This window comes from Paludibacterium sp. (assembly GCF_019232825.1).
Taxonomy (GTDB): Bacteria; Pseudomonadota; Gammaproteobacteria; order Burkholderiales; family Chromobacteriaceae; genus Paludibacterium.
On the sequence record NZ_JAFAND010000118.1, the window covers coordinates 58431 to 72606 of the forward strand.

Consider the following 14176-nt stretch of genomic DNA (forward strand, 5'->3'; position numbering starts at 1 on the left):
GGCAATGAAAAGGGAATAAGTCGACCTCGCCGGCATTGTAGCAGCCGGCGCACGGTCGACATACGGCGTCAGATCAAGCCTTGTGCTCGTCGCCGGCCACGAGCCAGAAGACGCCGTCGAGCCCCTGCCCGGCCGCCAAGCGCGCATGGAGCGCGCGCACGGCCGCGTCGACGCAAGGCGTCATGGGAAAATAGAAAGCCACCACATCGGGCTGCAGACCGAGGAACAGCACCTCCTCGACCTCCTCGCGCAACCGCTCGATCAGAAAGGTGATCGGCAGATCGTGCGTGCTCATGATGAACATGTCGGCGATCGCGCCATCGTCGACCAACCGCAACTCCCCAGGGGCGAGCCCCATGTCCGCGGCATCGAACACCACCACGCGGCGCGGCTTGGCCGCCAACACTTGATGCACGGCGTTTTCCGGCGCGGTGCCGCCATCGATGACCTGCCACCCTTCGGCGGGCGCCGCCGACAGCAGTTCGGCCAGGAGCGGGCCGGCGCCGTCGTCGCCCATCATGGCATTGCCGACGGTCAACAACAGCGTATCAATCGCCATGGCGTTTCACCATCAAGTACATGGCCGGCTCACGGGAAATCGCCGCGAGCGCACGCATCAGCTGTTGGCACCAGCCATCTTCCTCGGCGCTGAAAGCGGCGCGCGCGCCAGACAGCGCCGCGCCCAACATGCCGATGTGACTCGCGTCGATCATGATCTCGCCGAATTTGAGCACGCCGCCAAGCTTGCGGCGCGCCTCGCCGTCCGGCAACTGCGCGATCCAGCGCTCGAAACCGTCCTGCGGGCACGACAACAGCGGCTTCAGGCAATCGATCACGCCGATATGGTGACCGAGCGCCAGCGTCTGATAGATCACCTGACGCGCAGCCCCCTCGGGCGGCAAGTCCTGCTCGCGCTCGAGAAACTTCTTCGACAGCGAATAAAACACCACCTTGCCGTCCATCGTCTCAGCCCCTCGCCACCCCGGCGCCAATATCCCACAACCGGGTCAAAATCTCGGCCAGACGCGGATCCTCCTCGCCCGACAAACGGCGTTTCATGCACTCGTCGAGCGTCAGATCGGTTTCGCTCGCCAGCGTCAGGAATTCGTCGGCGATCAGCCGGCCGGCGCGATAACCGGCGAGGCGGCGCGCTTCGCGCTCGATCTCGACGCGCACATCCAGCGCAATGGCGGGATGCGCCACCACCGCCCGGTCGGCCTCGCCCTCGATCTGATGCGTGCCCTTGAGCTTCTGGTCCAACAGCCCCAGCGCCATGGCGAAGCCGTACAGCGTGGCCGCCGGCGTCGGCGGGCAGCCGGGAATGTAGACGTCGACCGGCACGATCTTGTCGCTGCCGCCCCAGACGCAGTACAGGTCATGGAAGATGCCGCCGGAGCAGCCGCAGGCGCCGTACGAGACCGAAATCTTCGGGTCCGGCGCCGCCTGCCAGGCGCGCAGCGCCGGCATGCGCATCGCCCGCGTCACCGCGCCGGTAAACAGCAGAATGTCGGCGTGCCGCGGCGAGGCCACCACCTTGATGCCGAAACGCTCGGCATCGAACACCGGCGTGATGGCGGCGAAGATCTCGATCTCGCAACCGTTGCAGCCGCCGCAATCGACGCGGTAGACATAGGCCGAACGCTGAATGTCCTTGAGCAATTTGCCCTTGAGCGCCGCGATATGCTCGCTTTCGGTCAGCGGCACCGGCATGCCGCGTTCATCGCGCGGCGCCATTGGGTTGGAAAGGGGCAAAGGTCCGTTCATTGTTCAGCCTCCTGGCTCAGATGCTGCGACACCGCGTCGCGCGTCACGGTCGCCTTGCGCTTGCAGGCTGGGCAGCTGGCGAATTCAGCGCGGCGCGCCTCGTCCACCGCCACGCCGCTTTGCCGCAGCAGGTCCATCACGTAGCCGATTTCCTTGGCCGGCGCGAACGGCTGGCCGCACTGCTCGCATTGCTGCAGACGGAAAGTCGCCTTTTGCAACAGATCGGCCTTATTGGCCACCGCCAATTCGAATTCCGGCGTCAGCACGATGGCGTGCGTCGGACACACCTCCTCGCAGCGGCCGCAGAAGATGCAGCGGCCAAGGTTCAGCTGCCAAGTGCGCGTGCCGTCGGCGGTATCGTTGCCCATGGTCAGCGCATTGGCGGGGCAGGCCGTGGTGCAGGCGGCGCAAGCGATACACTGCGCCGCGTTCAGTTCCGGCTTGCCGCGGAAACCCGGGCTGACCGGAAACGGCGCGAACGGATACTTGGCCGTGGCCTCGCCCGCGTCGGCAATGATTTTGAAGAGCTTGAGCATGAGTCGGCTCCTATTTCAGCGGCGAGTTTTTGCGCTCGCGGCCGTAGCGTTCGATTTCCTTATAGGGCACCGTGGTCGACTTGCGCTTCTTGACGTCCACCAGCGTCACGCGGTCGGTGCACGAATAGCACGGGTCGATGCTGGCGACGATCAACGGCGCGTCCGACACGGTGTTGCCGCGCAGCATGTAGCGCAGCGGCGGCCAGTTGGCGTAGGTCGGCGCGCGGCAACGCCAGCGGTACAGCTTCTGGTTGTCGCCGGTCATCGCCCAATGGATGTCCTCGCCGCGCGGCGCCTCGGCGAAGCCGAGCGCGAAGCGGTGCGGCTGATAATGGAAGCCCTCCAGCAGCACCGGCCCCGCCGGCAGGTTGTCGAGCGCGTGTTCGATGATCGCCAGCGAGTCGAAGAACTCGCGCGCGCGCACCAGCACGCGGCCGAGCACGTCGCAGCTGTCCTCGGTATGCACATCGAACGGCAGGCTGCCGTAGCCGGCATACGCGTGCAGATCGCGCACGTCGCGCTTGAAGCCGCTCGCGCGCACCAGCGGCCCGACCGGGCTATAGTCGCGCGCCACCTGCTTGGACAGCACGCCGACGCCGGCGGTACGCTCGCGCAGGTTGGGCGTCGACAACAGCATGTCGATCAATTGCGTGGTTTCGGCGCGCAGCTCCGCCACCAGCTTCAGCGTGCGCGTGCGTTCGTCCTTCATGATGTCGCGCCGCACGCCGCCGATCAGGTTCATGCCGTAGGTCTTGCGCGCGCCGGTCAACAATTCGGCCATGGTCATGGCCTTCTCGCGCACACGGAAGAATTGCATGAAACCGGTGTCGAAGCCGACAAAGTGGCTGGCAAGCCCCAGGTTCAACAAATGGCTATGCAGCCGCTCCACTTCCAGGAACACGCTGCGAATCGCCTGCGCCCGAGCCGGCACGGCGAGACCCAGTGCGTTCTCCACCGCCGAGCTGTAGGCCACGCTATGGGTAAAGCCGCAAATGCCGCACACGCGATCGGACAGGAAGGTCACCTCGTCGTAGCCCATGCGCGTCTCGGCCAGCTTTTCCATGCCGCGATGCACGTAGAACATGCGATAGTCGGCGTCGACGATGTCCTCGCCGTCGACGAACAGGCGGAAGTGCCCCGGCTCGTCCGAGGTGATGTGCAGCGGACCGAGCGGCACGTCGCGCGTGCTGCCCGAGGCTTCATTGACGAAGGTATAGGTTTCGTCGTCGGTGGTGGGCGCCGGGCGCTGGTTATAGGCCATGGCGTCCTTGCGCAGCGGATGCAGGTCTTCCGGCCAATCGTCCGGCAGCACCAGACGGCGCTCGTCCGGCAGACCGACCGGCACCAGGCCGTACATGTCGCGGATCTCGCGCTCGCCCCATACCGCCGCCGGCACGCGCGGCGTTACCGACGGGAACTCGGGCCGGTGTTCCTCCACCAGCGCGCGCACCACGACCCAGCTCTTGACCAGGCCTTCCATCGACAGCACGTAGTACACGGCGAAATGGCCGTTGAGCGGGCGCTCGTCATTGCCAAACAGCACCGATAACCAGCCGCCTTGTTGGTAATACAGCCATTCGACCACATCCGGCAGGCTGCCGAGCTTGACGGTCACCGTCACCTGATCGGCGGTTTGCCATTCAGTCTCCAGGATCGCCGCGCCGAAGCGTTCGCGCAGCCCATCCACATAGTTCTGGCCCACTTTGGTTTGTTCAGAAACGGACATTTGCACACTCTCCTCGCGGGCTCAATGAACCGTGGCGGACGGCGCCACCACGTTTTGCACCACCGCGGTCGCGGCATGCAACAAATCGGTTACCGGGCGCGGCGCGGCCACGCCCATGATCAGCATCAGCGCCAGCAGCACCGCCATCGGCGCGAGCGTGAGCCAGCCGGCCTCACCCGGCTCGACCTGATCCGGCGCCGGTCCGAACAGGCTACCCGCCACCATGCGCACGAGCCCCGCCAGCACGACGGTCAACAACAGCAGACACAGCAGCATCAGCCAGATCTGGCCGGCCTTGATGCCGGCGGTCACCAGCAGAAATTCGCTGAAGAACACGTTGAACGGCGGGATGCCGCCCAGAGCCAGCGCGCCGGCGCCAAACAGCATGGCCGTCAGCGGCGCGCTCTTGAGCAGCCCCTTGATCGAACCCAGGTCCGGCGTGCCGTACTTGAGCAGCACGTTGCCCGAGCCGCAGAACAACAGCGCCTTGGCCAGACTGTGGTTAATGGTATGCAAGAGCGCGGCGAACACGCCCAACGGCCCGCCCAGCCCCAGACCCAACGCGATCAGACCCATGTTTTCCACGCTCGAGTATGCCAAGAGTCGTTTCATGTGACCTTGAGATACGATAAAGAACGCGGCCACCGCCAGCGACATCAGACCGAACGCCATGAGCAGCATCTGCGGGAAAGCGGGCCCGATCGATTGCGACACCAACAGATAGAAGCGGATGATCACCAACAGCGCGCAATTGAGCAGCACCGCCGACAGCAGCGCACTGACCGGGCTTGGCGCCTCGGAGTGCGCATCCGGCAGCCAGGCGTGCATCGGGAACAAGCCGGTCTTGGTGCCGAAGCCGATGATCACGAACACGAACGCCAACCGCATCAACGTCGGGTCGAAGGCGCGCGCGTGCCCCATCAGCACGGTCCAGAACACCGCGCCGCCTTGCGCGCCCATGACGCTCGCGGCATTGGAATACACCAGCACCACGCCGTAGAGGCCGAACGCCACGCCGACGGTGCAGATGATGATGTATTTCCAGGCCGCTTCAAGCGACGAACGCTGATGATAGAAGCCGACCAGGAACGCCGAGCCCAGCGTGGTGGCCTCGATGGCCACCCACATCATGATGATGTTGTTGGCCGTCACCGCCAGCAGCATGGTGAACAGGAACAGGTTGAAGATGCCGAAATACAGGCATAGCTGCCCGACGTCGATCTCCCCTTCTTCCAGCTCATGCCCCATATAGCCGATCGAATAAAAACCGGTCAGGAAGCCGACGAGCCCCAGAAGGCCGAGAAAGATCGCGCCCAGCGCGTCGACGTGCAGCCAGCCGGACAAGGCCGTCGCCGGGCCGCCGATAAGCACGGCGCCCGCCACCGACAACGACAGCACCATCAACAGCGCCGTGCCTGCCAGGTGCAGGACCGTGGCCACGGCGCGCGCGGCGCCCCCTAGGGTCCGCGCGGCGAAACAGAGCAGCGACGTCGCCAGCGGCACCAGCAATAAAATGGAAAGCCAGGAGTTTGCGGTCATTTTTAATCAGCCCTTCAACGCGGTCAGTTGCTTCACATCCAGGGTATTGAGCGTGCGCTGGATCCGGCGCGCCAGAATCGCCATGATCAGCACCGCGAATACCGCGTCGGTGGCAATACCGACTTCCACAAGCTCCGGCGCCTTGCTGGCCATCAACGCCAACGTCAGATGCGCGCCGTTCTCCATCAGGCAGTAACCGAAGATCTGCTTGAGGATGTTGCGCTGGGTGACGATGCACATCAGTCCCAGCATGAAGTGGCCGAGCGAGACCGCCAGCGCCGGTTTCAGATCGGCCACCACCGCGAGCTTCACCGACGACACGGCAAACCAGGACAGCATCACGATCAGCGCCGCCAAGAGCATCATCCAGCCGGTACCGAGCACGCCCGGCAGCTGTTCGCGGTCGGCCAGCCGGCCAAGCGTGCGCACCATGATCAACGGCACCAGCACCACCTTGGTGACGAAGGCCGACAGCGACCACAAATACAGTTCGCCCGAACCCTGCGTGGCAGCCAGCGCCAGGAAAACCCCTACCAGCACCAACGATTGCAGGGCATACCAGCGCGCCGCCGACAACACGCTTTGCGTGCCGATCACCAGCATCGAGGTCACGATCAATAGCCCGGCCAGGTTATTGACGATCAACATTCCATCCATGATTTCCTCCTCAAGCCAGCCAGGACGCAGCGATGAAACTGGAGGCCAGGCACATCGTCAGCAGCACGACGAACACCACGCGCATCGCCCATGGCACCGGCGTGGCGGAAGCGACCGCCTCGGACGGTTCGCCCGGCACCACCTTGCCGAACCAGGACATCAGCCAGCCGAAACTGCACACCGATTCGATCAGCGCCAGGAGCACCAGCGGCAATACCAGCCAGTGCGCGCGCGACAGTTCGAAGCCCGCCGCCAAAATAGCGAATTTGCTGAAAAAGCCGTTGAACGGCGGCACGCCGGAAATCGACAGCGCCGCCACGCCGAAGCACAGCCCCAATAGCGGCGACTTCTTCAATACACCGCGCAAATTGGGCAGCACGCGGGTGCCGCAGGTATACGACAACGCCCCGGCCACCAGGAAGAACAGGCTTTTGGCGAAGGCGTGGTTGAAGATGTGCGCCACCGCGCCGTCGAAAGCCAGTTTGGAGCCGAACACCGACAGCGACAGACCGAGGAAGATGTACGACAGCTGGGCGATGGTCGAGTACGCCAACAATCGCTTCATATCCTTCTGCGGCAGATACATGGCAAAACCGTAGAGCATGGTCGCGAGCGCCATCACCGCGCCGATCCAGCCGATGACTTCAGGCACCGGGCCGGCCGAGTAGAGCGCGCGGGCAAAGATATAGACGCCGACCTTGACCATCGAGGCGGCGTGCAAATAGGCGCTGACCGGCGTCGGCGCCTCCATGGCGTCCGGCAGCCAAACGTGCAGCGGCAACTGCGCCGATTTGCCCCAAGCGGCCAGCATGATGCCGAGAAACACCACGATCTTGGCTTGCGGCGCCAGCGCGGCAATGCCGGTGAGCGCGAACGAGCCGGTTTGGGCGAAAAGCCAGCCGGCGGCCACGTACAGGCCGAGGGCCGCCACGTGGGTCACCAACAACGCCTTGAGTGCCGACTTGAGCGCCTTGGGCTTCTGGTAATAGCCGATCAGCCCCCAGGAGCAAGCGCCGGTGATCTCGAAGAACACCAACTGCCCCAACAGCGTCGAAGACAGCACCAGACCCGCCATGGCGCCGATGAACACCAGCAGGTACGCGTAATAGCGCGGCCGGGCGACATGCGGGTGCTCGCGGTTGCCTTCGGACATGTAGGCGGTCGAATACAGCACCACCAGGAAACCCAGCACCACCACGGCGATCGCCACCAGGGTGCTCAGCCGGTCGACGGTGATGCCGACGAGCGGCATGCCAGCCAGCGAGAACACGTCGACGGTCAACGGCACCTTGCCGCCGGCGGCGAAAGCCTGCGCCAACGCCAGCGTGCCCACAGAGGCCATCAGCGCGACCAAGGCCGCCAGCCACTTGCCGGTGCGTTCAGGCAGGCACAGCACCAGCGCCGCGCCAATGAACGGCATCAAAATGGTCGCGAGAGCGATGTTTTCCATGTTTGCTCCTCAGAGACCGGTGAGATAGAAGACGAAGGACAAGGCGGCAAGCCCGAAGCCGACCCAGGTAACGCGCGAGGTCAACAAGAAGCGTCCGCGCGCCATGCTGTTTTCGATGAGGCCCGCGAGCGTGAACACCGCCAGCAGCTTCAAGGGCAGCGCGACGGCAGCCAGCGCGAGCGAAGCCGGCGCGAGCGAGGCGGCCACGCCGAAGGGCAGAAACACCCCAAGCAGGAACTGCGCCATCACCACCTTCTTCAAGCCCAAGCCCAGCTTCATCAGCGCCAGCGACGGCCCGGAGTACTCGGTCAACGGGCCTTCCTGCAGCTCTTGCTCGGCTTCGGCCATATCGAACGGCAGCTTGCCCATCTCGATGAACACCGTGAAGGCGAAAGCCAGCATCGCCAGGCCAATGGCAGCCGGCGCCTGCAGATAGTTGCCGCCGATGCCGGCGCCGATCGCGCCAAGATTGGTGGTGCCCTCGATCAGCGCCACCACCAGGAGCGACAGGATCATGGTCGGTTCGACCAGGATGCCGAGCGTCAGCTCGCGGCCGGCGCCCAGGCCGCCAAAGGCGCTGCCGGAATCGATGCCGGAGAGCGAAAAGAAGAAACGCACCAGCGCGAACAAATAGGCAAAGGTGATCAAGTCGGCCAAGAACGGCAACGGCGACGTACGGGTAAACGCCGGCAAGGCCATGGCCAAGAGGAACATCGTCCCTAGAATCACGTACGGCGCGGCGCGGAACACGCCGCCGGAAACCGCCGGCGCCACGTCCTGGCGCTTGAACAGCTTCGCCAGGTCGCGGTAGTCCTGCAGCACGCCGGGACCGCGGCGCGAGTGCATGCGCGCGCGGATCATGCGCGACACGCCGGTCATCAACGGTGCCAGCAGCAGCAGGATCACCCCCTGCGCGACGGCCAGCACGATCATAGTCAGGTTCGGCATCACAACACTCCTATCGAACCGCAATCAGCAGCAGCGTGACGAGCGCCACGACCACATACAGGCAATAGACACGGAAGTCGCCGCGCTGCAGCACCGCAATGCGGCGGGCAATCCGCTGCACGCCGGCAACGATCGGGGCGATCAGGCGCTCGTCCCATAACGGCTCGACGCGGGCGGCGCCGGCCACGGTGGCACCCAGGCCGCGACGGAAACCAGCGGCCGGGCTCAACGTGTCGCGCAAGCGGTAGAGCGCGGCGAACATGAAACGCACCGGCTGGGCAAAGCCCTGCGGCGAAACGGTCATGGTCTTTTCGGTCACATAGCCGCATGCCCAGGCATCCCCGGCATGCCGGCGCGGCACGCCGCCCCCGCGAACCACGGCCATGAAGAGCAGCGGCACGATCGGCGCGGCCACGAGCAGCAACGCCAGCATCGGCGTAGACACGCTGGCCGGCGTGTTGAACAGTCCGGAGTGCAGCGTCAGGCCCTGCGCCACCGGCACCGCGGCGCCGCCGGTCAACGACGTGGCCACACGGGCGAACAGTGGGGCGAGCCACGGCGCGCCGATGCCGGACAACGCACACAGCACGGCGAGCAGCAACATGGCGAGCACCATCGCGAACGGCGCCTCCTCGGCATGCTCGGCATGCGCGCTCTGCGGCTGGCCGCTAAAAGTCATGCCCCAGGCCTTGACGAAGCACAACGCCGCCAAAGCGCCGGTCAACGCCAGCATGACCATCGCCGCGGGTCCGGCCAGGCGCATCATGAAATCGCCGTCGTGACCCATGGCGAACAGCGCTTGATAGCTGTACCACTCGCTGACGAAACCGTTGAACGGCGGCAGCGCGCAAATCGCCATCGCGCCGACCAGGAAGGCCAGCGCAGTCTGCGGCATGCGGCGCGCGAGGCCGCCCAACAGCGCCATATCGCGGGTATGCGCGCGGAACAGGATCGCGCCGGCGCCGAGGAACATCAGTCCCTTGAACAGCGCGTGATTGAACAGGTGGTAAAACGCCGCCATCAGCGCCAACGCCGCCAGCGCCACATGGCCGGTGGCGAGCCCGATCATGCCGGCGCCCACGCCCATCAGAATGATGCCGACGTTCTCGACCGTCGAATAAGCCAACAGCCGTTTGATGTCTTGTTCGGCCAGCGCGTAGAGCACGCCCAACACCGCCGACACCGCGCCGACGGCCAGCACCAGAAGCCCCCACCACGCGGCTTGTGCGCCCAGGAGATCGATACCGACCTTGACGATACCGAACACGCCGATCTTGACCATCACGCCGGACATCATGGCCGAGCCATGCGACGGCGCCGCCGGGTGGGCGCGCGGCAGCCAGCTGTGCAGCGGCACCATGCCGGCCTTGGCGCCGAAGCCGAGGAACGCCAGCACGAATACCAGCGACGCGACGGCAGGCGACAACTTGAGACCTCGGAACGAGGCGAAATCCAGGCTGCCGCTATGACTGTAAAGGATGAAGAAGGCGATCATGATCAGCACCGAACCGGCGTGCGCGATCAAGAAATACAGCAGGCCGGCGCCGACCGACTCCTCGTCTTGATCGAAGATCACCAGGAAGTACGACGCGAGCGACATGGCCTCGAAAAACACCAGAAACCAGAAGGCATTGTCCACCACCACCAATGCCAGCATGGCGGCGATGAAGGTGTTCATAAAGAGCCCCATTGCCCAGGCCCCGCGCCCGGCGTATTCACGCACGTACGATTGGGCATACAACGAGGTCAACAGCGCCAACAGCGAAATCACGCCGACCATCAGCGCGGCCAGCATGTCGAGCCGCACGGTGAAGCGGGCGAAGGCGAACGGACCGTCGAAGGCCATCGCCGCGCCCTGCCCGGTCAGCAGCACCGGCAGCGCCGCGGCCAGGCCGGCCGCGCCGCCAAGCACACCCAATAGCGATGACAGATTAATCGCCAGCCGCTCGCAGCGGGCCGAAACGATCGACAAGCCGGCGCCGGCCAGAAACAGCAGCACCGACAACAACAGGTAACCCAGTGGCGTCAGGCTCATTTTGGCTCCCGGAAAGATTGCAGCGATACGTCGAGGGGAAGCGCCTCGCTCGCACCCAAGCGCTTGACGCCGGCATCCGCGGCGAGCAAACGGCTATCGACGACCTTGAGCGCGCGCGTCGGACAGACACGCACACACTCGGCGCCGTTGGCGCTGAACGCGCATAGATCACACTTGACCGCCACCTGCTTGACGCCGGCGCGCCAGTCGAGCATCGGGTCCAGCGTGGCGGCACTGTCGCCCGCGGCATGGCTGGCGGCGCCGACTTGCGGCGCCTGGTAAAGATGGCTGACCGGCACCACCCCGGTCACCGGGGTGCCGCTTGGCGTAATGGCGCCGAACGGACAGGCGATGGCGCATAACTTGCAGCCGACGCACAGCGTCTCGTTGAGCACCACCGCATCGCCCTCATGCGTAATGGCGTTGACCGGACAGACGCGCGCGCACGGCGCGTCCTCGCAATGACGGCACTGCACCGGCGCGGTCAATGTCCCGGTCCGCATTACGGTCAGACGCGGATGCGCCTGCAAACCCTCGGCCTTGTGCACCATGGAACAGGCCGCCATGCAGGTATTGCACCCGATACAACGTGTAGGCTCCGCGAAGACGAAGCGGCTCATAACCAATCCCTCGAAAAAACCACGTCCAGTGGAGCATTGCACATGCCGTGCCAGAAAACGTCGGCACGGAAAAACAATGGCCCGGAGAGGTTTTTTCCTTTTAGCGCCAAGGGATTGGCGCTGCGGCGCGAGACGGGATCCGTGGAGACGTGTGACGAGGCGCGGCGCATCGTCGACAGAAATGTCGAAACCGCCGCGCTGAAAATGACACTTCGACAGTCGATGACACGGGACAAACGCGCCATTAGCCGCGATAATCGGGATCGCTCAGGACATGATCATGACAAGGATACCGCCATGAAACCCCATCTCTTCGCCGCGCTGCTGGCGACGACGGCGTTGCCCGCCTTCGCCGCCCCGCCGCTCGCGATCGAGCGATTCGAACCCGCCCGGTTTACCGGCACCTGGTATGAAATCGCCAAATACCCGGATTGGTCGCAGCGACATTGCGTATCGGAGACGTCGGCGCAATTCAGCCTGACCGAACAAAATACGCTGACCGTCGTACGCCGCTGCCGCACCGACGCCGGCGACATCGAGGAGAAACAAGGATTGGCGCGGCCGTTGGGCGGACCGGCATCGCCGCGCATGGAAGCCACCTTCGCCGCGCCCTGGCTGCAGTTGCTGCCGGCGGTATGGCACGATTATTGGATCGTCGATATCGACGCACACTATCAACTGGCCGCCGTCAGCGACCCGCAACGCAAAAGCCTGTGGCTGTTGTCGCGCACGCCGCACCCAGACGACTTCAGCTACCAAGCGCTCCTCGGCCGGCTCACCGCGCTGGGCTTCGACATCACCAAGCTGACGGCCACGGCGCAACCCTAAGGGTCCCTAGGGACCTTACGCTTCGCGGCGGGCGTAATACGCCCGCACACTTTGCACAAAGGCGCGCACCAGCGCCGATTCGTCGTCCGGGCGATACGCCACGCCAATGCCGATGGCCATCGCGCCCCCTTCCGACAAGGGCCGGTAAACCACGCCGCCGCGCCGGATAGCCGTCAACGAGCGGGCGATCAGGCCAATGCCGCCGTCAGCCGCGATCCGGCCGAGCAGCACGTGATGGTCTTCGGGTTCCAATACGATGCGCGGAGAGAACGACAGCGCCGCAAACAAGCGCTGGCAGTGATCGTGGAAAGCCGGATTACGCCCGCGCTCAAACCAAAACAACGTCTCATCGCGCAAGTCGTTCAGCGACAGCCGGCGTTTACGCGCCAGCGGATGACCGCTCGGCAGCGCCACCGCCAGCGGGTCGTCGAACAGGCGCTCCACCTTCAACGCGCCCGTCGACGACGGCAAGCCGATCAGCGCCACATCCAAATCGCCCCGGCGCAACCGTTCCACCAACTGACGGGAGATGCGCGACTGGACGTTCAATTGAATATCGGGATATTCCGCCTTGAACAACGACGTCAGGTCCGGGAAGACCGCGCTATCGACCACCGTGGTCAAGCCGACAGTCAACGTGCGCGCGCTGGCGCCCGCCTCGGCGCGCGCCTTCTGCAAGGTCGCGTCGACGTCGGCGAGCAACGCGCGCGCATCTTGCAAAAAACGCTTGCCGGCCTCGGTGAGACGTACGCCCTGACGATCACGTTCGAGCAGCTGAACGCCTAACATCTCTTCCAAACGCCGGATCTGCCGGCTCAGCGGCGGCTGCGTCATACAGAGCCGCTCGGCGGCCGCGCGAAAGTTCAATGTCTCGGCGACGGCGACGAAACAAGCCAATTGGCGGGTTTTCAGCATGGCACTCATACAAAAAAGGTATCAGCAAAATGGCATTGGCGTAGCAATAAGACAGCGGACTAGATTATGGCCACGAACCGAATGCTTCACAACCGGCGCGCCAACGTCAACGATCAAGGAAGATCCATCATGAACGACCCTCGCTATCAACAAGGCTTGCAACACCTCGCCCGCGTCGCGGGCACCAACGAACCCGCCATTCTCGACGCGCTGGCGGACATCGCGCCGGATTTGGCGCATTTCACCGTGGCCTTCGGTTACGGAGACGTCTACGCACGACATGGCTTGACGCCAAGACAACGTCAATTGGCCACGATCGCCGCACTGGCGGCGCTGGGCAACGCGCGGCCGCAGCTCATTTTTCACCTTCATGGCGCGCTCAACGTCGGCTGTACCGCGACCGAAATCATCGAAACGCTCATCCATCTCGCGGGTTATGCCGGCTTCCCTGCCGCGCTTAACGGCATTTTCGCCGCACAGGAGGCATTTCGCGCCAAAGGTATCGCGCCGCAGGTCGAGACGGCAGCGCCGCGTTCCACGAACGAGCGTTACGACCAAGGCTTGGCGGCGTTAAAAGCCATCGACGGCGAGGCCGGGCAGCGCGTCATCGACAGCCTGCGCGACATTGCCCCCGACTTGGGGCGCTTCATCATCGAATTTGGTTTTGGCGACATTTACAGCCGGCCGGGGCTAGACTTGGTGACGCGGGAAATCGTCACGCTCTCGGCGCTCGCCGCCATGGGGACAGCCAGTCCGCAGCTCAACGTGCACATTCATGGCCTGCTCAACGTGGGCGGCACGCGGACCGTGCTCGTTGAGACATTCATTCACATCGCGGTTTACGCCGGCTTTCCCGCCGCCATCAACGCCATGCTGACGGCAAAAGCGGTGCTGGCTGAGCGTGACAAAAATTGACGTCATACGGAAAAGCACCGCATATAGTCGCAATATTCAGTGCTTTTTCCTGGTCATTGTGTTTTCAATATCATAAACAACCGCGCTGACGTGCCAGCCAAGCCATGGGCCGCTATCATCGGCCCATGCCCATCTCCACCCCACACGACGCCGTCTTCAAACAGTTCCTGACCGACCCGGCCACGGCGCGCGATTTTCTCGACATTTACCTGCCGCCGGCCGTGCATGGCGTATGCGATCTGT

At 64.4% G+C, this 14176-nt stretch carries 15 protein-coding genes; 3 read left to right on the plus strand and 12 right to left on the minus strand.

Annotated features, from left to right (window positions below; all coding sequences use genetic code 11):
• Nucleotides 1-73: 73 nt before the first annotated feature.
• From hycI to JOZ06_RS15610, 11 genes are read right to left on the minus strand one after another with little or no spacing between them, the layout of a single operon-like run.
• Complete coding sequence (gene hycI, locus JOZ06_RS15560; RefSeq protein WP_293234034.1) at nt 74-559, minus strand: hydrogenase maturation peptidase HycI; 486 nt, start codon at nt 557-559, stop codon at nt 74-76.
• A complete protein-coding gene (locus tag JOZ06_RS15565; protein ID WP_293234036.1) occupies nt 549-962 on the minus strand; it encodes a formate hydrogenlyase maturation HycH family protein in 414 nt (137 codons plus the stop codon). Before JOZ06_RS15565 ends, hycI begins: the two co-directional genes overlap by 11 nt.
• Nucleotides 963-966: 4 nt before the next feature.
• On the minus strand, nt 967-1764 hold the full coding sequence (locus JOZ06_RS15570) for an NADH-quinone oxidoreductase subunit B family protein (RefSeq protein ID WP_293234038.1): 798 nt from the start codon (nt 1762-1764) through the stop codon (nt 967-969).
• Nucleotides 1761-2300 (minus strand): hydrogenase 4 subunit H, encoded by a 540-nt coding sequence (gene hyfH, locus JOZ06_RS15575; RefSeq protein ID WP_293234040.1) that lies wholly within the window; start codon nt 2298-2300, stop codon nt 1761-1763. Before hyfH ends, JOZ06_RS15570 begins: the two co-directional genes overlap by 4 nt.
• 10 nt (nt 2301-2310) lie before the next feature.
• Nucleotides 2311-4026 carry a hydrogenase large subunit gene (locus tag JOZ06_RS15580; protein ID WP_293234042.1) on the minus strand — a complete coding sequence of 572 codons (1716 nt, stop codon included), beginning with the start codon at nt 4024-4026 and terminating at the stop codon, nt 2311-2313.
• Between the two features lie 21 nt (nt 4027-4047).
• Nucleotides 4048-5565: a hydrogenase 4 subunit F gene (locus JOZ06_RS15585; RefSeq protein ID WP_293234044.1), complete on the minus strand. Its 1518-nt coding sequence runs from the start codon at nt 5563-5565 to the stop codon at nt 4048-4050.
• Nucleotides 5566-5571: 6 nt separating this feature from the next.
• The gene (hyfE, locus tag JOZ06_RS15590; protein ID WP_293234046.1) at nt 5572-6222 is read right to left on the minus strand and encodes a hydrogenase 4 membrane subunit; all 651 of its coding nucleotides are present in this window, start codon (nt 6220-6222) and stop codon (nt 5572-5574) included.
• A gap of 10 nt (nt 6223-6232) precedes the next feature.
• On the minus strand, nt 6233-7672 hold the full coding sequence (locus tag JOZ06_RS15595; protein WP_293234048.1) for a hydrogenase 4 subunit D: 1440 nt from the start codon (nt 7670-7672) through the stop codon (nt 6233-6235).
• A gap of 9 nt (nt 7673-7681) precedes the next feature.
• The gene (locus JOZ06_RS15600) at nt 7682-8620 is read right to left on the minus strand and encodes a respiratory chain complex I subunit 1 family protein (RefSeq protein ID WP_293234050.1); all 939 of its coding nucleotides are present in this window, start codon (nt 8618-8620) and stop codon (nt 7682-7684) included.
• Nucleotides 8621-8630: 10 nt separating this feature from the next.
• Nucleotides 8631-10655, minus strand: coding sequence for a hydrogenase 4 subunit B (gene hyfB / locus JOZ06_RS15605; RefSeq protein ID WP_293234052.1), 2025 nt, complete (start codon nt 10653-10655; stop codon nt 8631-8633).
• A complete protein-coding gene (locus JOZ06_RS15610) occupies nt 10652-11221 on the minus strand; it encodes a 4Fe-4S dicluster domain-containing protein (RefSeq protein ID WP_293234054.1) in 570 nt (189 codons plus the stop codon). Before JOZ06_RS15610 ends, hyfB begins: the two co-directional genes overlap by 4 nt.
• A gap of 351 nt (nt 11222-11572) precedes the next feature.
• Between JOZ06_RS15610 and JOZ06_RS15615 the strand changes: the two genes are divergently transcribed.
• The gene (locus tag JOZ06_RS15615; RefSeq protein WP_293234056.1) at nt 11573-12103 is read left to right on the plus strand and encodes a lipocalin family protein; all 531 of its coding nucleotides are present in this window, start codon (nt 11573-11575) and stop codon (nt 12101-12103) included.
• A gap of 15 nt (nt 12104-12118) precedes the next feature.
• On the opposite strand, the gene JOZ06_RS15620 is transcribed toward JOZ06_RS15615, so the two are convergent.
• Nucleotides 12119-13018 carry a LysR family transcriptional regulator gene (locus JOZ06_RS15620; RefSeq protein WP_293234058.1) on the minus strand — a complete coding sequence of 300 codons (900 nt, stop codon included), beginning with the start codon at nt 13016-13018 and terminating at the stop codon, nt 12119-12121.
• A gap of 129 nt (nt 13019-13147) precedes the next feature.
• Between JOZ06_RS15620 and JOZ06_RS15625 the strand changes: the two genes are divergently transcribed.
• Together JOZ06_RS15625 and JOZ06_RS15630 are read left to right on the plus strand one after the other, a co-directional pair.
• Entirely contained in the window at nt 13148-13933 is a 786-nt protein-coding gene (locus JOZ06_RS15625) for a carboxymuconolactone decarboxylase family protein (protein WP_293234060.1), read from the plus strand.
• Nucleotides 13934-14058: 125 nt separating this feature from the next.
• A partial coding sequence (locus JOZ06_RS15630; RefSeq protein ID WP_293234066.1) for an Rpn family recombination-promoting nuclease/putative transposase occupies nt 14059-14176 on the plus strand: 118 nt, incomplete at its 3' end.